Origin of the sequence: Mucilaginibacter sp. KACC 22773, assembly GCF_028736215.1 — a bacterium.
Lineage (GTDB): Bacteria > Bacteroidota > Bacteroidia > Sphingobacteriales > Sphingobacteriaceae > Mucilaginibacter.
This window is the reverse complement of record NZ_CP117883.1, coordinates 2,738,992-2,757,807: the sequence shown is the minus strand read 5'-3', so window position 1 is coordinate 2,757,807 and position 18,816 is coordinate 2,738,992. Positions and strand designations below refer to the sequence as shown.

21 protein-coding genes and 1 pseudogene are annotated in these 18,816 nt (G+C 41.2%); 8 read left to right on the top strand and 14 right to left on the bottom strand.

What is annotated here, in order from left to right:
* Positions 1 to 38: 38 nt before the first annotated feature.
* A complete protein-coding gene (locus PQ469_RS11730) occupies positions 39 to 290 on the bottom strand; it encodes a hypothetical protein (protein ID WP_274213124.1) in 252 nt (83 codons plus the stop codon).
* Positions 291 to 419: 129 nt separating this feature from the next.
* On the opposite strand from PQ469_RS11730, the gene PQ469_RS11725 reads away from it, so the two are divergent.
* Entirely contained in the window at positions 420 to 905 is a 486-nt protein-coding gene (locus PQ469_RS11725; protein ID WP_274213123.1) for a DUF2231 domain-containing protein, read from the top strand.
* A 136-nt stretch (positions 906 to 1,041) separates the two neighbouring features.
* Here the strand turns inward: PQ469_RS11725 and PQ469_RS11720 are convergent, their stop codons facing one another.
* The 4 genes from PQ469_RS11720 to PQ469_RS11705 all read right to left on the bottom strand — a co-directional run bounded on the left by PQ469_RS11720 (position 1,042) and on the right by PQ469_RS11705 (position 4,514).
* Positions 1,042 to 1,446: a nuclear transport factor 2 family protein gene (locus PQ469_RS11720; RefSeq protein ID WP_274213122.1), complete on the bottom strand. Its 405-nt coding sequence runs from the start codon at positions 1,444 to 1,446 to the stop codon at positions 1,042 to 1,044.
* An 11-nt stretch (positions 1,447 to 1,457) separates the two neighbouring features.
* Complete coding sequence (locus PQ469_RS11715) at positions 1,458 to 2,315, bottom strand: SDR family oxidoreductase (protein ID WP_274213121.1); 858 nt, start codon at positions 2,313 to 2,315, stop codon at positions 1,458 to 1,460.
* Positions 2,316 to 2,423: 108 nt separating this feature from the next.
* Complete coding sequence (locus tag PQ469_RS11710) at positions 2,424 to 3,008, bottom strand: Crp/Fnr family transcriptional regulator (RefSeq protein WP_274213120.1); 585 nt, start codon at positions 3,006 to 3,008, stop codon at positions 2,424 to 2,426.
* 207 nt (positions 3,009 to 3,215) lie between these two features.
* Entirely contained in the window at positions 3,216 to 4,514 is a 1,299-nt protein-coding gene (locus PQ469_RS11705) for an MFS transporter (RefSeq protein WP_274213119.1), read from the bottom strand.
* A gap of 107 nt (positions 4,515 to 4,621) precedes the next feature.
* Here PQ469_RS11705 and PQ469_RS11700 point away from each other — a divergent pair, with 107 nt between their 5' ends.
* Entirely contained in the window at positions 4,622 to 5,908 is a 1,287-nt protein-coding gene (locus PQ469_RS11700; protein WP_274213118.1) for a DUF2851 family protein, read from the top strand.
* A 1-nt stretch (position 5,909) separates the two neighbouring features.
* Positions 5,910 to 6,131: a PspC domain-containing protein gene (locus PQ469_RS11695; protein WP_090650769.1), complete on the top strand. Its 222-nt coding sequence runs from the start codon at positions 5,910 to 5,912 to the stop codon at positions 6,129 to 6,131.
* Between the two features lie 79 nt (positions 6,132 to 6,210).
* Here PQ469_RS11695 and PQ469_RS11690 read toward each other — a convergent pair whose 3' ends face one another.
* Complete coding sequence (locus PQ469_RS11690; protein WP_158643021.1) at positions 6,211 to 6,591, bottom strand: DUF1493 family protein; 381 nt, start codon at positions 6,589 to 6,591, stop codon at positions 6,211 to 6,213.
* 382 nt (positions 6,592 to 6,973) lie between these two features.
* On the opposite strand from PQ469_RS11690, the gene PQ469_RS11685 reads away from it, so the two are divergent.
* Both PQ469_RS11685 and PQ469_RS11680 read left to right on the top strand, forming a co-directional pair.
* Positions 6,974 to 7,663: an HAD family hydrolase gene (locus PQ469_RS11685; RefSeq protein WP_274213117.1), complete on the top strand. Its 690-nt coding sequence runs from the start codon at positions 6,974 to 6,976 to the stop codon at positions 7,661 to 7,663.
* Positions 7,660 to 8,289, top strand: a pseudogene (locus tag PQ469_RS11680) (CatA-like O-acetyltransferase). Before PQ469_RS11685 ends, PQ469_RS11680 begins: the two are co-directional and overlap by 4 nt.
* On the opposite strand, the gene PQ469_RS11675 reads toward PQ469_RS11680, so the two are convergent.
* On the bottom strand, positions 8,286 to 8,795 hold the full coding sequence (locus tag PQ469_RS11675) for a GNAT family N-acetyltransferase (RefSeq protein ID WP_090650758.1): 510 nt from the start codon (positions 8,793 to 8,795) through the stop codon (positions 8,286 to 8,288). The pseudogene PQ469_RS11680 and the gene PQ469_RS11675 sit on opposite strands and share 4 nt — an antisense overlap.
* 67 nt (positions 8,796 to 8,862) lie before the next feature.
* Entirely contained in the window at positions 8,863 to 9,198 is a 336-nt protein-coding gene (locus PQ469_RS11670) for a cupin domain-containing protein (protein ID WP_274213116.1), read from the bottom strand.
* Between the two features lie 225 nt (positions 9,199 to 9,423).
* On the opposite strand from PQ469_RS11670, the gene PQ469_RS11665 reads away from it, so the two are divergent.
* Positions 9,424 to 10,329, top strand: a complete 906-nt coding sequence (locus tag PQ469_RS11665; protein WP_274213115.1) for a J domain-containing protein — start codon at positions 9,424 to 9,426, stop codon at positions 10,327 to 10,329.
* A gap of 5 nt (positions 10,330 to 10,334) precedes the next feature.
* The gene (locus PQ469_RS11660) at positions 10,335 to 10,628 is read left to right on the top strand and encodes a chaperone modulator CbpM (RefSeq protein WP_090650749.1); all 294 of its coding nucleotides are present in this window, start codon (positions 10,335 to 10,337) and stop codon (positions 10,626 to 10,628) included.
* Between the two features lie 4 nt (positions 10,629 to 10,632).
* On the opposite strand, the gene PQ469_RS11655 is transcribed toward PQ469_RS11660, so the two are convergent.
* The gene (locus PQ469_RS11655; protein ID WP_274213114.1) at positions 10,633 to 12,315 is read right to left on the bottom strand and encodes a MutS-related protein; all 1,683 of its coding nucleotides are present in this window, start codon (positions 12,313 to 12,315) and stop codon (positions 10,633 to 10,635) included.
* Positions 12,316 to 12,406: 91 nt separating this feature from the next.
* On the opposite strand from PQ469_RS11655, the gene PQ469_RS11650 reads away from it, so the two are divergent.
* Positions 12,407 to 12,685: a hypothetical protein gene (locus PQ469_RS11650; protein WP_274213113.1), complete on the top strand. Its 279-nt coding sequence runs from the start codon at positions 12,407 to 12,409 to the stop codon at positions 12,683 to 12,685.
* Between the two features lie 77 nt (positions 12,686 to 12,762).
* Here PQ469_RS11650 and PQ469_RS11645 read toward each other — a convergent pair whose 3' ends face one another.
* From PQ469_RS11645 to PQ469_RS11625, 5 genes are all read right to left on the bottom strand, one after another.
* Positions 12,763 to 15,300, bottom strand: a complete 2,538-nt coding sequence (locus PQ469_RS11645; RefSeq protein ID WP_274213112.1) for a PAS domain-containing protein — start codon at positions 15,298 to 15,300, stop codon at positions 12,763 to 12,765.
* 337 nt (positions 15,301 to 15,637) lie between these two features.
* Entirely contained in the window at positions 15,638 to 16,414 is a 777-nt protein-coding gene (locus tag PQ469_RS11640; RefSeq protein ID WP_090650741.1) for an enoyl-CoA hydratase/isomerase family protein, read from the bottom strand.
* A gap of 104 nt (positions 16,415 to 16,518) precedes the next feature.
* Entirely contained in the window at positions 16,519 to 18,183 is a 1,665-nt protein-coding gene (locus PQ469_RS11635; protein WP_274213111.1) for a PAS domain-containing sensor histidine kinase, read from the bottom strand.
* Position 18,184: 1 nt separating this feature from the next.
* Positions 18,185 to 18,517, bottom strand: a complete 333-nt coding sequence (locus PQ469_RS11630) for a circadian clock KaiB family protein (RefSeq protein ID WP_274213110.1) — start codon at positions 18,515 to 18,517, stop codon at positions 18,185 to 18,187.
* A gap of 10 nt (positions 18,518 to 18,527) precedes the next feature.
* The gene (locus tag PQ469_RS11625) at positions 18,528 to 18,815 is read right to left on the bottom strand and encodes a circadian clock KaiB family protein (protein WP_090650727.1); all 288 of its coding nucleotides are present in this window, start codon (positions 18,813 to 18,815) and stop codon (positions 18,528 to 18,530) included.
* Position 18,816 lies beyond the last annotated feature (1 nt).

The following is an 18,816-nucleotide window of genomic DNA, read 5'->3' as shown; positions in this document are numbered from 1 at the left end:
TCCCCGCATTGATAATCAGTTTTAGGTTTAAAGTCGCCCTACGATATGCCTGCCATGACATGCCTCAATTGAATGGCTAACTGGCTAAGTTTTGCAGTACTTTCATCCTTACGAAAGACGAATTCTTCAACCACCCAGGGGCCGCCGGCATACGTCGGCAGTATAGGATGGTCATAGTAGGTGTTGTAAAGCAAAATATCCGCCTTCAATTGGGGAGCAACTTTTGCGGCGGTTTTTGCAGCATGATCCGCATTTTCCGAAAAGTCGGTGAGCATGATGATTGTCTTCATAGCAGCGTTTTTTTTAGATCATAAAACTGGCTTTTTACCTGCTAAAAATAAATGACAAAGATCATTAAAACACTTGATTACAACCACTTAAACATTACGGACAAATACTGAACTTCGATAAAAAAAGTCATGAACCAGACGCATATCCACCTACTGATTACCCACCTGCCGATCATCGGCGCTGCGCTGGGTGCTCTTGTTTTGATCCATGGGATATGGAGAAAAAGCAATTCTACCCTTATCGCTGCCTATAACGTTTTGATCCTGTCTGCTATAGGTGCCGGTATAGCTTATGCAACCGGTGAAGGTGCAGAAGAAACAGTTGAACATTTACAGGGTATATCTAAAAATTTGATCGAAGAACATGCGGAGTCTGCCTTAACTTCGTTGGCAGGCCTAATAGTTATAGGCATGATGGCCGTGACCGGGCTTTTTATTACAATAAAAAGCACATCCCTAACCAGGCCGTTTGCACTATTTGCGGTTGGGGCATCATTGATCGGCTTTGGGCTAATCGCAAGGACCGGTTATTTGGGCGGACAGATCAGGCATACAGAAATTAGAACGAACACGGCTTCCCCAGTGAAAGATGGAGATGGCAAGGATAACGATTAACATTAACAACACAAATATGAGGCTTACTTCAATGGTTTATTTTGTTGTGTTGTCCAATTTATTTTGTTGTAGCGTTTGGGTAGTGAATAAACCAAGAGACCTCATAATTATTGATATGAGGTCTCTTGGTTATCGATCAGGAGATGTCGATACCTTTGATGTCACGAATCACCGGCACCATATTCAGCGCCTCACGGATCAGTTGGATTTTGCCATTTTTAGCGACCAACCTGCCCATATAGTGCTGGGCGTATTCCTTGCCATTGGCGGCGATGACTGCGGTGGCTTCATATTCGCCGAAGGCCTGCTGGGGTGTGTCGATATGAATCTGGATATTTCTGAATTTAAAGCCCGGAAAGGTCTTGGGCAGGTTACTCAGAAACTTGTATAATACCTCTCTCCCTTCCCAGCGGGCTGGCAGGCCAAGACTGGCCAGGTACGGCAATTCAAAAACAGCGTCATCAGCAAATAGCCCGATCTGGAAATCCGGATTACCTATATGATTTAGGTAATCCAGTAATAGTTCTTTTGCGGTTTTCATGTTCGTATAAATTAATTGGTGTAAGCAGCTAACCATTTCTCTTTGATTGCAGCGCGGGCCTCGATGAATTCTTTATCAGTACCACGGGCTATGGCATCCAGCGGAAAGCGCAACGGACGGGAGCCTTTAGGCATATTGACCAGTTCCAGGATACCGTCGGCTATGGTCTGCGGATCCATATTGAATTGTTCCATTTTACCGAACAGGGCGGTTCCCAAAGCGTTGAATCTTTCGGTGGCGGCATTCCCGTATTCAGCTAAGACCTCGGGCCTGTCTGCATGCACGCCAGCTTTGGAACCGTTATTCATTTCGGTAGGATAAACGCCTGGCTGTATGCTCACATTTTCGATGCCGAAGTCGGATAGTTCGCCTTGCGCACCTTCGGTAATACTTTCCACCACAAATTTGGAGGCCAGGTATGGAATCATAAAAGGTAAAGTATGGCCGCTGGCGCCGGAGGTCAGGTTAATAATCAGGCCCTTCTTTTCTTTCCGCATGGCAGGTAGCACTGCCTGGTAGGTGCGCAATACTCCGTAAACGTTCACCTCGAACATGTTCCTGACCTGATCCAGTGAATACCCCTCTAAAAGGCCAAACCCGCTGACAGCAGCATTGTTAACCAATACGTCGATCTTGCCATATTTTGACAATACGTACTCAAAGGCCTGCCGAACAGAGTCGTCGCTCGTGATATCGATCTCTACAACCTCGACATTGGGAATGCCGTTCAGTTCCTGAGCGACGGAGGCATTTTTGCCCGCCACATTACGCATACCTGCTATAACCGAATGCCCGGCGTTTGCTAAAGTAATGGCAGTGAGTTTTCCAAAGCCTGTACTTGTTCCGGTGATAAAAATTGTTTTTGACATGGTTCTTATTTTTAATTTTTGTAAATGTTTGTTTGAACACTACAAAGGTGCTGCAACGGCCGAACCTGCACATTGATATAAAATAAGAAAGCAATTGATATAGATCAATCAGGACTTGTTGCGCGCCGTCTGGGTGCGGATACGGCTTAGTGTTTCAGGAGTCATACCCAGATAAGAAGCGATCATACTTTGCGGAACACGCAGGGCGAACTCGGGGTACTTTTTAACAAAGTTGAGGTATTTTTCTTCGGCCGTATAACTCAGGGCGACATTAATGCGGTTTTGCTGAGTAACGAAACTTTTATTAAGGATGGTATTAACCATTTGATCAAGTGCCGGGATATCCCTGCAAAGTATTTCAAAATTACTATGTGTAAACAGCACCAGTTCGCTGTCTTCTATCGCATCAATGTTGAAACGAGCGGGCTGCCGGGATAAAAGGCTTTCCCGGTCGCCACACCACCAGTTTTCAATACTGAACCCGATGATATGCTCGTTCCCTTTTTCATCTACAGAATAGGTGCGTAAACAGCCGGAGCTTACAAAAGCATCATACTTCCATACGTCACCCGCTTGCAGCAGGTACTGGCGTTTACGGATCTTTTTAATCACAGCAACCGAACGTATCATTTCTTTTTCCGCATCAGTCAATGTAGCCCGGTCATCAATGTAGCGCTGAAAAGTTTCATACATGGCCCCGAAGATAAATAAAATGCGGTAATGCCACCAACCCCTCTCCCCCGCAAAATAACAATACCCATCGGCAGAAGCAATATTTAAGGCATTAGAACTTTACAACAGGATAATACTGGATAAATGGATGAATAATCTCTTAATTCGGTAAATTTGGTTCAGAAGATCATTTTAATATTAGAATTCTAAAAACCTACACATCCAACCTTAATCCTCCTCCATCTTCGAGTGTTTCCGGGTATCCCTCATGGTAATATACAGCGCTAATGATAAAGCTATGCACACGGTTACATACCAGTAAAACCATTGGGCGTGATGCACCGTTTTAAAACCTAAAGCAATGTATTCGGCCGAGCCGCCAAATATAGATACTGCAATGGCATACGGGAAACCAACACCAAGCGCCCGGATATTTGCCGGGAAAAGTTCTGCCTTTACAACAGCATTAATAGAGGTATACCCACTTACAATAATAAGTGCTGCCAAAATAAGGCCGAAGGCAATCCAGCCGTCTTTTGTGCCTCCCAGCAACGTGAGTATCGGGATAGTGGTTATTGTCCCTAAAACGCCAAAGCCTATCAGCAATGGTTTGCGCCCGATGTTATCAGATAACAATCCAAATAGCGGCTGTATCAGCATAAAAACCAGTAAAGTAAGGCTTGAAATTAAGGTAGCTTCTGCCTTGCTAAACCCAGATGTATCTACCAGGAATTTTTGCATATATGTTGTAAACGTGTAAAATGCCAATGTACCGCCTGCCGTAAGGCCTATAACTGTAAGTACAGCCTTTGGGTGTTTGGTCAGTTCGGCAATAGTACCGTTTATTGTACTGGTTTTTTCTTTAGCAAAGGACGCGGATTCCTGCAAACTACGGCGCAGGTACATCGTAATCACAGCCAGACATGCTCCGATGCCGAAAGCGATGCGCCAACCCCAGTCATGTAACTGTTGCTCAGTTAAAAATATTCGTTGCAATAAAACTAATAATCCCAGGGCAAGCAGCTGGCCCATAATGAGGGTTACATATTGAAAGCTGGAATAAAAGCCCCGGTGTTTGCGGCCTGCCATTTCGCTTAAATAAGTCGCGCTTGTACCATATTCGCCGCCAACACTCAGGCCCTGTATAACACGGGCCAGCACCAACAGCAACGGCGCAGCAACACCAACAGTTTTGTAACCAGGCGTTATGGTAATAATAAGCGAGCCAAGGCTCATGAGCAGCACCGATATGGTTAGCGCCTTTTTACGGCCATGTTTATCGGCATATGTACCCATCAGCCACCCGCCTATCGGCCGCATCAGAAAACCAAGGGCAAATACACCTGCGGTATTTAATAGTTGGGCTGTCTGGTCGCCTTTGGGAAAAAACGAGCTGGAGAAATAAAGCGAAAATGCAGAGTACACATACCAATCGTACCATTCAACCAGGTTTCCTAACGATCCGCCAATTATTGATTTGATACGGTCGCCTGTTGTTTTAACGGTAACATGGGATGTATTAGTCATATTTTGCTTAAAAAAGGTAAACGTATAAATGTACCATAATCAAATTATCGTACAAAAAATTTAATCAGCCTAATCTAACTAAATCAACTACTCACTATATTTAAAGCATGCTTTTCACTGAAGATTTTTTGCATTACGTATGGAAATTCCGTCTGTTTGACCGTTCAGATTTGCGAACGGAAGATGGCGAGGCACTGGAAATATTTTCCACGGGTATTCACAACAGCGATTCCGGCCCCGATTTTCATAACGCCCGGATTAAAATTGGAGAAACGCTTTGGGCTGGAAATGTGGAAGTACATCTTTCGGCTTCCGATTGGCAAAAGCACGGACACACCACCGATGAAGCTTATAATAATGTGATTTTGCATGTTGTTTATAACAACGATTTACCATTAAAACTAAACAATGGCCGAACAGTACCGACGCTCCAGTTAAATAACAGGGTTCCGGCTGAATTATATGGCCGTTATCATCAGATGATATTCGGCAACCAAACTATCATACCATGTGAAGCAAGTATTGGTGCAGTTGACGGCCTAATTATGCACAACTGGCTTACCCGTGTTTTGGTGGAACGGCTGGAAAAAAAATCGACTGCCGTAATAGCCGCCCTTGCCATTAACCGCGGCGATTGGGAAGAAACGTTTTACCAGTTTTTAGCCGCCAATTTTGGGTTTAAAACAAATGCCCTGCCCTTTGAACTGCTGGCAAAATCGTTACCGCAACTTACACTGGCTAAAAACAAAAATAACCCGATGCAAATTGAAGCGCTCATATTTGGCCAGGCAGGTTTTTTAGAGGGCGAAATAAGCGATGACTATCCCGTTAAGTTAAAAAAGGAATATGATTACCTGCGAAAGAAATACGGCCTTAAACCAATAGAAAACCATTTGTGGAAATTTATGCGCTTAAGGCCTCCCAATTTCCCAACCATCAGGCTTGCCCAATTTGCCGCGCTGATTGTTAGTGCCAATCACCTGTTTTCGAAGATATTGGAGATAAAGGATATCGATGCCTTACGCAACCTGTTTGCATCCATTAAAACAAACGAGTATTGGGACAATCATTACCGTTTTGATGTAGTTTCAAAACCATTGCCTAAAGTTATGGGAGCGGCTTCGGTTGATATATTGCTTATCAATACACTCGCATTGTTCTTGTTTAGCTATGGCAAACACCACCAGCAGCAATATTATATTAGCCGCGCACTAAAACTTTTAGAAAATTTACCGGCCGAGAAGAACAATATTACCGCAGATTTTGTTAACTTAGGGGTGAAAATTACAAACGCATTTGAATCGCAGGCACTGCTCGAACTAAAAAATAACTATTGTAATTACAAGAAATGCCTGCAATGTGGCGTTGGTAATAAAATATTAAAGCTCAGCTGACATGCTACAAAGAATATTAACTTTTTTTGAACGCTACTCCTTCGGTGTATGTACATACCTGGGCGAAAAATTCAACATTTCGATAGCCAAAATCCGTTTGTTTTTTATTTATTCATCGTTTTTAGCGGTAGGTTTCCCCCTTATATTCTACTTCTTCGCCGGTATTGTGCTCGATATCCGTAATTATGTAAAGCGTACCCATACAAGGGCTACTGATCTTTAACACAAAGCAAAAATATTTTAGGTGATACCCTATTTGCGGCTGCAATGCAGATTTTCAGTCAGATCGGCGGGCTTTGCGATTACACCAACATGCCGGTTATAACGGCGTCCTGCAAATTGCGCACTTTAAACTTGGGTTTGTAACAGTAGTGTGCAAGTTGCTTTACCCAGGTGCTGTTATACCCAAACACCATTTTTATCATCCTTACCCGGGTTGAACCTTTGGGGTACCCGTATTTGTACCAGGTAAATTTAGATTGGTCTATTTTAAACTGATCGGTAAAATCGGCCAGAAAGAGGTCTATTTCGATATCAAAAATATCGAGGTCAAGATCAAGGCTGGTTTCAAGGCAAAGGCTGCCGGGATCTACACTGCGAATTTTGTAGCGGCTGCAATAATCAACAATAAATTCTTTTAAAGGGGGCAGTATCTCTTCCATTAATTGAATAGTTTTGATCATGTTGGTTATAGGACGTTGTTTTAAAAACAAAGGTTGCATCATGGAGACCAGTTTTTGAAAAAAAGGTTACCGGATTATTAAAAAAGATATTGCTTACTTTGTGTTTATTACGTGCTTCTTACTAAAAGATTTAAATCTGTTTGGTACCTATTTTGGCCACTAATAGGCTCAAAAATTTATGCGTTTAAATTTGGCAAAACATCAGTTTAATGTTAACCTTATCTGAATTGCAAAGTACTGATTATTAGATATTTATAAATATATTCCTGAAATGTGTTAAGTTATGTTAACCCAACTTAGATGCGTTTGCACTGCCATTAATGCAATTTTGCCAAATAATTCAAGCGGTATCGTTATTATTGCAATCAGTTTACCAATTACCATGAAATTAAAAGTTATCGCTTTTGATGCCGACGATACCCTTTGGGTTAACGAACCTTATTTTCAGAATACAGAGAGAAAGTTTTGCAGCCTGCTGGAAGATTTTTTGCCCGAACATGATATTTCAAAGGAGCTTTTTAAGGTAGAGGTTGATAACCTGCCCCTTTACGGATACGGCATAAAAGGCTATATCCTGAGCATGATTGAAGCCGCATTAAAAATATCAGACAATAAGATTGGTATTGATACCATCAACATTATTTTACAATATGGGCGGGAGATGCTTAATGAGCCTATTGAACTGCTGGATGGCGTGGAGCACGTTTTATCAACGCTAAAAACCGATTATCGCCTGGTTGTAGCCACAAAAGGCGATCTGCTTGACCAGGAACGTAAACTAAAAAAATCGGGCCTGTCGCATTATTTTCACCATATCGAGATTATGAGCGATAAAAAGGAAGATGATTATATTAAACTGATAAAACACCTTGATATCAACCCTGAAGAGTTTATGATGGTGGGCAATTCGCTTAAATCGGATGTAATGCCGGTGTTGAATATTGGCGGATATGCTATACATGTACCCTATCATACCACCTGGGCACATGAACATGTGGAGACAAGCTTAAGTCATGAAAAATTTATGCAGGCCGATAAGCTTACAGATATTTTATCATCGGTAAAAGGATGAAGAAAAAATTAGATCTTGATACCTGGGTACGCAAAGAACATTTTCTTTTCTTTAAGCAATTTGACGAGCCTTATTACGGTGTAACCGTAATTATGGATTGTACAGCCGCGTACGTATTTGCCAAAGAAAAAAAGGCATCATTCTTTTTATACACCATGTACCTTGCGTTAGCTGCTTCGCAAAAAATAGCCGAATTTACTTATCGCATCGAAGGTGATGAAGTATACATCCACGATCAGGTAGACGGAGGATCAACCGTTGGGCGTGCAAATGGCACATTCGGCTTCGGATCGTTTCCATACGCGCCTTCATTTGATGAATTTATAGTTACCGCCAATCAGGAGGTTGAGCAGGTGCAATAATCCAATGAGCTGGTACGCTCTTCGGCAACCAATATCATCCGGTTTTCGTCATTACCGTGGATCGACTTTACCAGTATATCGCATGCCCGGATGTTTGGTATTGAAGATAGCTGCCCCAAGATCTCCTTTGGCAAAATGACAATACAAGAGGATGGCAAAAGATCAATGCCTGTATCTATCCATGTACATCACGCCCTGGTAGATGGCTTACACGTGGGCCAGTTTATTGATAGTTTTCAGCAACTAATGAATAACGGCGCTTAAACCGTTTTTTCCATTACAATAAGTTCTATCAATTCTTTTGGTGCTCCAAAACGGCCGTGATCATGAAATGGCTGAATTTCGCCCGTGAATGCGTAACCGCGCCGCTCATACCAGCTAATCAACTCTTTGCGGCTACGTATTACCGTCATGCTGATGGTATGGAGGTTAAGTCGCTTTGCAATAACTTCGGCCTCCTCAATTAAAGCGCGACCCACTCCCCCATTTTGCAGCGCCGGCGATACGCTAAACATACCCAGGTATAACTTATCCCCTTTAACTTCAAGATATACCGTACCTATGATCTTGCCATCTGTGTTGGTATATTTTAAAATAGTGATGGCATCGTTATTCAGGTAATCAATCAACATCGGTTCATCAATCCTGATACCGCCAACCAGGTCTGTTTCTGTAGTCCAGCCTTTTTTTGATTCTTCGCCCCGGTAGGCACTATTAATTAATATATTTAGTTCGGCCACGTCGGTAAGCGTTGCTTTGGTTATTGGCATAGTATGTTGTTTTTTGGGAGGGCAAACTTAGTATTTACAGCAATAAATCCCTAACAAAATTAACCGCTTACAATAATTTATAATCCTCGCGGGCAGGGCTAAAAATATCAATTAGTTTGCAATCAGTAACAGCGGTACCACCATGCACAATATTTGATGGGATGATTGCAAACATCCCGGGATCTAACACCTGCGGAATACCATCAACAGTAAGCTCAAATTTGCCTTCCAGCACAAACGAAGATTGTTCGTGTACGTGTTTATGCATCGGTAAAGATATGCCAGCCTTTACTTCAATAAAATTGATGGTGTTGGATTTGGTGTGGATCAGTTTTGAAAAATATCCCGGCGCAATCTCTTTGGTTTTGATATCGCTAAAGAGGTGAAAAAATTGGTTTTGCATGTATCAAATTTACACTACTATTTTAAACTTTATATTTTTTCTTTCATCGCTATTCACTCCCAGGTAAAACGATCCTGATGTTTGGCGGCATTACAAATCTGGTAAAAACAACCGCGTGATATAATTAGAATATATAACCAAATGTTGACCGTTTATAATGCCGGATTATTTGAAAACCATCTTATCTTTATACAGTTATTAGAATAAGTTACACATCAACCAATCATGGCTTTTATTGATTATTATAAAATATTAGGGGTAGACAAGGCAGCTTCGGACAAAGACGTTAAAAATGCTTACCGCAAGCTGGCCCGCAAATATCATCCCGACTTAAACCCCAACGACGCTGAAGCGAATAAAAAATTCCAGGAAATAAACGAGGCCAATGAAGTACTAAGCGACCCCGAAAAACGGAAAAAATACGATAAATACGGCGAAAACTGGCAACATGGCGAAGCATATGAACAACAAACCAGGCAGCAACAAAACCGGCAACGTAGCAATGGTGGGACGGGTGGCTTTGAAGGATTTGGAGGCGGCTTTGGCGGAGGCGAAGATTTTTCGGATTTCTTCCAATCAATGTTTGGTGGAGCCGGAGGCGCAGGGGGCGGCCGCCGCACAGGGTACCGCGGACAGGATTTGAATGCCGAATTCCAATTGAACCTGCAGGATACTTTGCAAACACATAAGCAAACGCTTACCGTTAACGGAAAAAATATACGAATTACTATCCCGGCAGGAATTGAAAATGGCCAAACTATTAAAATTGCAGGCCATGGGGGCCAGGGTGTAAATGGAGGCCCAGCCGGCGATCTGTTTATTAAATTCAATATCCCTGCCGATGCCCGTTTTAAACGCGATGGCGCCAACCTTTATAATACCATTGATCTTGATTTATATACAGCGGTATTAGGTGGAGAGATCATGGCCGAAACGCCAACCGGAAAAGTAAAAGTTAAAGTAAAGCCCGAAACTCAAAATGGCACTAAGGTAAAACTGAAAGGCAAGGGTATGCCAGTTTATAAAAAAGAGAATGAGTTTGGCGACTTATATCTTACCTATAATATAAAAATACCAACCAACCTTACCGAAAAACAAAAGCAACTGTTTGAAGAACTGTCAAAATCCTGAATATTATGAAAACGGAGAATCTAATTACAGTCGATGAATTTTGTGTTTACCATAATGTAGAGTTCACTTTTATTACTTCATTGCGGCAGGCGGGGCTTGTTGATGTTAAAGAAGTTGACCAAACCATATTCATTCCCGAGTCGGAATTGAAAAAACTTCAGAAAATAATTAGCTTGCACGAGTTGGACATCAATATTGCAGGCATCGAGGCTATAACCCATATGCTTGACAGGATTGAGCAAATGCAGGAAAATATGCGTGGGCTTAGGAATAAGCTGAAACTGTATGAGGGGGAGTAGTCCCCTACTCCATATATTTCAACATCATGCGTTCGCTAACAATATTGGCGTCATCAATTACAGATTCCGGATAGCCCATGGAGGCCAATATGGCAATACCATTTTTGCTTTTAAGCAGTCCCTCTTTTAATTTGTAATCAAATACCAGCGTTTTGCCCGATTTGGAATCTTCAAACGAGTAAATGGCAAAGTCTTCGTCAAGTAATTCGGCCAGTTCAAGGTCATGGGTAGATACAAAAACAAAATTATCATTGGCTGTGATATATGATAATACCGATTTTGCGGCCGCAATACGTTCAATTGTATTTGTTCCCCTGAAAATTTCATCTATAATAACCAGGCTTTTAATTTCTTCGGCAGCACTGCTGCTATCAACAATATTTAATATAGCCATCGCCTGTGCCTGAAAAAAGCTTTGTTGCTCTTCAATACTATCTGTTATTTTGATACTGGTTTGTATTTTCAGGAATGGTGCCTTGTAAGCCTTGGCGCAGCTGGTAAATATAGTTTGGGCCAACAAAGTATTGATTGCTATTGCCTTAATGAATGTAGTTTTCCCCGACATGTTTGAGCCGGTTATCAAAGCTCCCCTATCTGCCCGGGTATACAATGAATTAGGCACACAATTATCTATCAAAGGATGGAACAGGTCGGTAATTTCCATTTTGGCATCCTCGCTGATAAATTCAGGCTTGCTATAAAACGGCAAACCTTCCCTTACCGATTGTATGGCTATCAGCATATCTACCTCGGCTACAAAGTTGTACACCTTTTCAATATCGTCGCGGAATTTGCCAATGTGGTTTATTGAATTGGTGTAGATATGGGGTTCGAGCAGAAAAAGCACCTTAAAAAACTGGAATACCGCATAGCCAGGGGAGTCCGAATCAACCACCAGCTCACTTTCGAAATTCACAATAGTCAATGATCGTCTCAGGCCGGCGAGATTTACGAGGCACCTTTTGATGTCACCTGTATCGCCGATATTGGCATATTTAACTAACCAAACGGCTACTTTATGCATTATTAACAGTTGGGGCAGTGAGTCAGAATATCCAGCTGTCTTTTTCTTGCTGGCAAAATGAAATATTGTGTTATAACCCAACAGAACGCCCAATATAATCAGGCTAACAGGGTTAGGTATAACAATAAGTGAAATAATTACCGTTAAAATTAAATACGGCACGATTTTAACGTACAAAGCCATTACAGGTGCAAATAATGGCGTATGCGTTTTTAAAAATAAGTTGGGAATTTGATAGGCATTACTATGGTTGAGCTTTGAAAGTTCGAGTTCCAAAAATTCGCGATTAGGTGCATCCGCGTTCAGGGCCGTTACCTTAGCATCAAGTTTCAATAAATTATCAAGTGATGTTTCCGGAAAATGTAGTTTTTTATATAATAATTGTTTTCCGGGTTTTGAATTAGTTCTGTCTATATAGTTAAAAACATTTTTCAGGTCAAGATCATCCGAGGTTACCGCTGTTATTTTGCCTTTAGTAATATCTTCATCCAGGTAAATCTTTATCAAATCGAAATTGCGCTTAGAGTTTACCGGTTTAGCCCATTTATTTTTGATTTTCTCCAGTTTTTTTTCTTTAGCCCGCAATCTCCCAAAATAAGATACTATGTATGAAATTGTTAGCACAATAGACAAAAGTAGTACCGTAAAAATGATGTAATACATGCTTAAAAAGAATAAAAAAATTAAACCGGTGGTTTATTTTCCAGTCAATATAAATGTAGACAAAGTTATTAACTAATAAATTTTTAAAGCCATGAAACTGATTAAAATTTCGATAATAACCCTGGCCATATTATTTTCATTTCAATTTGCCAAAGCTCAAAGTATCTCGATTGCCGCGTCATTTGGATATGGCTACCCACATCACCGGGTTATTATGGCCGATGATTATCGCCCTTACTACCCCGAACCCGTTTACTATGACAGAAGTGTTTATTACGGCAGACCACGATATTACACTTCAGTAAGCAATTGCAGACCGTACTATCACAGGGCATATTATAGGCCATTTCATGGCCACCGCCGCTGGTAATACGTAAATAAAAAATATTCAAAATGAAACCCATCCTGCAATACCGGATAGACTTTCATTTTGAATATTCAAACCATTTAATCCTCATGGATGGCTGCATCATTTGCCATTTCAATTATTACAGCGTCAAGACGGTCAAGTTCCAACATAACATAAGCTAAAGCCGTGGCATCCCCCGGATCATCTTTAAGCATTGCTGCAAGTCCCTTTAAATTGGCAACAGGGCTGCGCATAAAGTGAGATTGCTTCCAGGCCATTGTTTTTATGCTGTTTATCTGAGCATGAATCCGTTCATAAGCAGCTTTCAGATCGCTTTCGGCATTCTTTCTTTCGGTAATGTCATAAAGCGATATCATAAGCCCCAATATCAGATCATTGCTGTCAATAATTGGCAACAACCTTACGTCATACCACATCGTATCACCATTGGGCTGCTGGTAATCAATTTCATAACTTACATGATGTCCGGTTAACACCTGGCCGGCAAACTTTTCAAGCTGAGGAAACCGTTCAATGGGAAAATAATCTGCAGGCAAATCAGCGCCATCCTGTTCGTGCTTATATTGCGTTTTTATAAACTTCGCAGCCATCGTATTATATGCCAGTACACGCAGGTTTTTATCAAACAGCGCATAAGCAGAATCTGTGGTATTTAAAATTGTTTGAAGGTTAGCTTCTGATTTGCGCAGTAACTCTTCCGACTTAATTTTTTCAGTAATATCGTTAGCCAATGATAGCCTCACCGGCCGCCCATTAAATACAATATCCTGTGTAATGATCTGAACATTAATTATCGATCCATTTTTCCTTTGATGTTTAAAAATACCCTGATCTCCTGAGTCAGAAGTGTTTTTATTAAAGCTATCAACCATGGCGCTCCAATCCTCTTCAATTCTAAGATCCCTGGCATTCATCTGTAAAAACTCATCAATGGTATACCCGTAGTGTCTTGTTGCAGCTTTATTTGCAGCAATTATCGAAAGATCGTCTTTCGAGATCATCCACATGGGTAATGGGTTGCTATCAAACAGCAATTTATATTTCAGTTCAGATTGGCGCAGCAATTCCTCAGCCTCTTTCCTTTCTGTTATATCTATCATTGATCCTATAATGGTGGGTTCGCCATTAATGGTTACCATGTTACCATAAAACTCTACCCAGTTTAATGATCCATCTGCCCGTTGGCCAATTGCCTCGTAATCGATACTGTCAATCTCTCCTGCTAACCGGGCACGGATGTGCTCTAACGCGATGTCCCTGTGTTGCTCGCTAACAACCATTGCTGCAGATGGGGCATTAATAAGCTCTTCCTGGCTATAGCCAAAAACCTGTGCAAAACGTGGATTTACATAGGTAAATTTCCTCTTTTGAACAATGTAGATGCCCACCATTGATTTTTCGGCCAAAGTTCTGAATTTTAGTTCCGCAAGTCTTAGCTCGGTTTCCATTGCCTTACGTGCTGTAATATCGCGGGCTATAACCAGGATGCGGTCGTCTGAAAATTTTTTTACGTTTACTTCTACGTCAAAACTGGTGCCGTCTTTCTTCAGAAAACGACGTTCTTTAATAACTGCCTCAGCCAATTCATCCGGGCTCAAGACAATGGGGTCAATTTTAAGATGCCCGGGCTCAATCAGGTTTACTAAATTAAGTTGTAAAAGTTCTTCACGCGAGTAACCGGTCATTTTGCACATGCTGGCGTTTACTTCGGTAAAATTATTGTCGAAATTAAGCACATATATGGCATCTGAAGCATGTTCAATAAGCAAACGGTACCGGCGTTCACTTTCGCCAAGTTTGTTTACCAGTGCTGTTAGTTCAACAGATCGTTCTGCTACCCTTTTCTCAAGCGAACTGTTAATTGAAATAACTTCATTTTCCGCCGCAGAGCGTTTTTCATCTATGCGGTTAAGCCATATTGCGGTTAAAGCAACTATGGTAAGGCAAATGACAAGCATGATGAGGGGTAGCATATATATACTAACCTCAAGTGTAACCAGGTGGTTATATTGTGTTTTAAACCTAAGAAAACCCAAAACAACAAATATCAGTTCCAACGGTAAAAATAACTTACGGGCCATTTGATTACCCACCCTGCTACCTGTAAACAAATTGGTAAAGCCATATTGGGGATGCAAAAGCGAGGCTGCTATTGAAATCCCCAAAAACAACGATGCGGTATGCACCGGCATCGAACTCACATAGCTGAACTTATAAAACAGCGACAGGCCATATAAATAACCGATGATGGCAACAGTTGAAATAAGTGTAACAACATGAAGCATATACTGCCCCATCAGTTGTATTTTCTGTTGCTTGTAACCAAGCAGCAAAAAGGCCAAACCTAACAACAAGGTACAAATAGAAGTGTTTATGGTTGCATAGCTATTATAAGAGTAGCTGGTATTGGTTAAGGTATCATTGCCGCCATTAAAAAATTGATCAGTAACGACGTGAAACTGCAGCAGGTCCTGCAATAAACCAAATAAGCCAAACAACGCAACGATGATTGATAGTGTAATTAATGCAAACCTGATATTCTTTTTGGGAGATTGTTGGGTTAATAAAGTAGTTACTCCCAAAAAACACAGGCACATTGCAGTGCTAAATTTCACCGTCACATATTGGGGTATGAGTGTTTTAAGTGCGTCTATGTTCAAAAGCCACCCACAGATAACTAATACACCTGCCAATATGGTGAATAAGCTTACAAAGGTTATAAATTTGCTTTTTTGAGGACAGTACATTTAAAATAAAATATTCCTGCAAGCTATATAATTTACCAAATATTTCGCTTTAATCAGGATGTAGTTTGGGCTGTAAATTTATCCTGATAAAGTTATAACAAAATCAGCCCAAAGCTAATTTTAATAGATGATGGATTCAGTGGGTAATAACTATTTTGATTAGTACATAAAAAAATCAAAACCTATTGATTAAACTAACAGCTACTCATTTTTTTGAGGTTAAAAAAACCTGAAGTGCCTGCTGGGTAAAATCGGATAATACAAGTTCGCCACTAATTGCCGCCCTACCAGCTAATAACGAATCCCAATCGTTGGTTCCTTCCCATAATAGTTGTTTAAGGGCAGTTAAGGCCGCGGGATTATACGACACAAGTTTGTTTACTAACTCATTAACAGCAAAATCGAGAGAGGTTATATCGTCATATACTTCGTTATACAAGCCCTTTTCTTTTGCCCATTGCGCAGTTTGGAATTCAGTTGCCTGAAAAGTCAATTGCGAAAATGCCGGTAACCCAACTTTACGTATCACCGCCGGCGATATCACAAATGGCCCTATCCCTATTGCAAGCTCGCTTAGCTTTATCGCGGCGAATTGGGTAGCCACACAATAATCTGCTGCTGCTGCCAGGCCCACCCCACCGCCAACGGCTTTCCCCTGCACCCGGGCAACAATTAGCTTGGGCGATTTGCGGCACGCGTTAATTACATCAGCAAAGCCTGAAAAAAATTTGCAGCCTTGTTCCTTATCCTTTATCTGCATCAGTTCATCAAAGCTGGCGCCGGCACAAAATGTACGATCGCCCTCACTTTTTAATATAATCACTTTTACAGCGTCATCGACGCCTGCCTCCCGGATACTTTTAGCCAGCTTTTGCAGTAAATGAGATGGGAGTGAATTTTGGGATGGGTGATAGAAACTAATAGTAGCCGCACCATTGGTACTTATTACGCTTGATACATTTCCGTTATCGATGGCCGACATGTTTATGATATATATAGATTTGCTAACCAAACCATTTTACCTCCAATATCAGAAGTAATTAATGTAACCGCAATTTTAGCCTAAAATAATTTGACGGGCAAATATTAAGCTATTATTGGCAACTCAAAATAAAAGGTTGCGCCTTTGCCCAATTCACTCTCTACTCCTATCTTGCCGTTGTGATTATTTATAATTTCGGTGCTGATATAAAGCCCCATGCCCAGGCCACTCGCCATGAATTTTTGATCTTCAACGCGGTAAAAACGTTCAAATATACGCTCAATCTGCCCGGCAGATAACCCAATTCCAAAATCGGTAACAGATAGGCGCACCACGCTTTCGTTGATTTCGGTTTTAATAATTATCTTTTTGTTTACCTGCGAGTATTTTACGGCGTTATTTATAAAATTCATAACTACTTGTTCTAACCTTTCAGCATTTCCAATAATTTTAAAAGGGGATGTGGCCAGGTTATCAAACTCATGCTGGGGATACATGTGCTGCGCGTTCTCAAGCGATGTTACGACCAAATCGCGCAAGTTAACTTCTTCGATCGCATATTCAAGCCTTCCCGCATGTATTTTGCTCACGTCAAGTAAGTCATTTATCAGGCGTTGTAGTTTATTTACAGCAATCGCTGCTTTTTCAATATATTGTTTAACAACCGGCGGCACGTGTTCCTTATTATAGCCGCTGATGAGTTGAATGTAGCCTTTTAAGCTGGTTAGCGGTGTTTTAAGTTCATGGCTGGCTACACCTATAAATTCATCTTTACGTTCCATTTCCTGTTTCTGATCTTCAATATCAGTAGCTGTGCCCACCCAAAAAACAATTTCTCCATTATCACCTTTCAAGGGCATGGCCCTGTTCAAATGCCAGCGGTATTTTCCATCCCAACGCAGATAGCGGTTTTCTACCTCAAAAACAACCCCGGTTTTCAATGAATGTACATATTTATCCATGGTTATCGCAAGGTCATCCGGATGGACTACGCGTTGCCACCCCCAACCTGCGGTCTCACTAAATCGTAAGCCTGTATAATTATACCATTGCTGATTAAAAAAATCAATTTCGCCATTGGGCAGGTTTGTCCAGCTCATCTGTGGAATATTGTCGCTTAGCAGCTTAAAATGCTCCCTGCTTATCAGTAAGTCTTTCGTACGCTCCTTTACTGTATCCTCAAGTTCATTATTCAATTTTTTAGTTTCTTCCTGTGCTGCAATAAGCTGATCATTTTTTACTTTGAGTTCCCATTCGGCTTCTTTTTGAGTAGTTAAATCGGTAAGTATCAAACTAAGCGACAGGCCTTCGTCAAGACTGAGTGTTGTGCATGATAACAAACAAGGGGTTAAATGGCCACTTTTATCTGCTAACAAAATCTCCCCTTTGCAATCTTCTTCCCAGCCATTATTAATCATATAATTAAACCTTTCCTGAGAAATTTCGGGTATAAAAGTTTCAAACCTTAATCCAATTACCCGCTCTAAGGGCATGTTCATCATCGTTGCAAAACGCGAATTACTGTAAAGGATTACCCCTTCCCTGTTCAGGGTAACAGCCCCCTCGTTCATTTTTTCAATAAAAACCCGGTATGTCTGGTCGGCTGTTTTAAGCGTATATAATTGATGCCCGGTATCATCTTTAACAATAAGTGCATCAACCTGGCCATTTCGTATGGCGTCAATAGTATCGTTTGCTTCATCCAATTGAAGCTGAAGCTCCCGAAACTCTTGTAATAACTCGTCGTATGTCAATTTAGCAGGATTCATATTAATAATCAGTATATAAACCAAGCCCGCGAAGTACTTTGGCGATATTACTCATGTCGCCTATTAATCGGCGCTCGGCGCCTGGCGCTTTTTTAATTAGCAGCGGCAAGGCAATAATCTGTTCACTTTCGGCAATTAATGGCTGTTGGTAAACGTCTATAATTACCAATTCATAATTGCCCTTTAAATACTGTTCGCAAATACCCTTTAAATTGGATATAGCACGCGTTGAATTTGGCGAGGCTCCGGCTACAAACAAGCGTAACTGAAAAACACTCCCATCATCAAGGTTTAAATTCCGGGCCAAAGGTGGCAGTTGATCTTGTTCAGACATTATATTTTCTTTAGCGTGGCCTGATATTTAAACCCACCAGCACTTTTTCTTCGTTTGATAAATCGCCAATGATTTTCCTGATAGGTTCAGGCACCTTTCTTACCAGGGTAGGTATTGCAAATATCTGGTCGCCTTCGGCAAGTTGGGGCTGCACCAATAAATCTATTACCTCAATTGCGTACTGGCCTTTTAAGTACTCTTCGCAATATTTTTTCAGGTTGGCAAGCGCGGCGACAGATTTGGCTGTTTTGCCGGCAACATACAACCTCAATTCATATTTTACTATTTCTTCTTCCATT

Bases quoted from the DNA above. Each gene is read 5' to 3' on its own strand.
- PQ469_RS11705 (WP_274213119.1), bottom strand. From the start codon at position 4,514: ATGACTAATACATCCCATGTTACCGTTAAAACAACAGGCGACCGTATC.
- PQ469_RS11640 (WP_090650741.1), bottom strand. From the start codon at position 16,414: ATGTCGGCCATCGATAACGGAAATGTATCAAGCGTAATAAGTACCAAT.
- PQ469_RS11730 (WP_274213124.1), bottom strand. From the start codon at position 290: ATGAAGACAATCATCATGCTCACCGACTTTTCGGAAAATGCGGATCAT.
- PQ469_RS11630 (WP_274213110.1), bottom strand. From the start codon at position 18,517: ATGTCTGAACAAGATCAACTGCCACCTTTGGCCCGGAATTTAAACCTT.
- PQ469_RS11625 (WP_090650727.1), bottom strand. From the start codon at position 18,815: ATGGAAGAAGAAATAGTAAAATATGAATTGAGGTTGTATGTTGCCGGC.
- PQ469_RS11715 (WP_274213121.1), bottom strand. From the start codon at position 2,315: ATGTCAAAAACAATTTTTATCACCGGAACAAGTACAGGCTTTGGAAAA.
- PQ469_RS11665 (WP_274213115.1), top strand. From the start codon at position 9,424: ATGGCTTTTATTGATTATTATAAAATATTAGGGGTAGACAAGGCAGCT.
- PQ469_RS11650 (WP_274213113.1), top strand. From the start codon at position 12,407: ATGAAACTGATTAAAATTTCGATAATAACCCTGGCCATATTATTTTCA.
- PQ469_RS11700 (WP_274213118.1), top strand. From the start codon at position 4,622: ATGCTTTTCACTGAAGATTTTTTGCATTACGTATGGAAATTCCGTCTG.
- PQ469_RS11655 (WP_274213114.1), bottom strand. From the start codon at position 12,315: ATGTATTACATCATTTTTACGGTACTACTTTTGTCTATTGTGCTAACA.
- PQ469_RS11725 (WP_274213123.1), top strand. From the start codon at position 420: ATGAACCAGACGCATATCCACCTACTGATTACCCACCTGCCGATCATC.
- PQ469_RS11695 (WP_090650769.1), top strand. From the start codon at position 5,910: ATGCTACAAAGAATATTAACTTTTTTTGAACGCTACTCCTTCGGTGTA.
- PQ469_RS11720 (WP_274213122.1), bottom strand. From the start codon at position 1,446: ATGAAAACCGCAAAAGAACTATTACTGGATTACCTAAATCATATAGGT.
- PQ469_RS11685 (WP_274213117.1), top strand. From the start codon at position 6,974: ATGAAATTAAAAGTTATCGCTTTTGATGCCGACGATACCCTTTGGGTT.
- PQ469_RS11635 (WP_274213111.1), bottom strand. From the start codon at position 18,183: ATGAATCCTGCTAAATTGACATACGACGAGTTATTACAAGAGTTTCGG.
- PQ469_RS11670 (WP_274213116.1), bottom strand. From the start codon at position 9,198: ATGCAAAACCAATTTTTTCACCTCTTTAGCGATATCAAAACCAAAGAG.
- PQ469_RS11690 (WP_158643021.1), bottom strand. From the start codon at position 6,591: ATGATCAAAACTATTCAATTAATGGAAGAGATACTGCCCCCTTTAAAA.
- PQ469_RS11710 (WP_274213120.1), bottom strand. From the start codon at position 3,008: ATGTATGAAACTTTTCAGCGCTACATTGATGACCGGGCTACATTGACT.
- PQ469_RS11660 (WP_090650749.1), top strand. From the start codon at position 10,335: ATGAAAACGGAGAATCTAATTACAGTCGATGAATTTTGTGTTTACCAT.
- PQ469_RS11675 (WP_090650758.1), bottom strand. From the start codon at position 8,795: ATGCCAATAACCAAAGCAACGCTTACCGACGTGGCCGAACTAAATATA.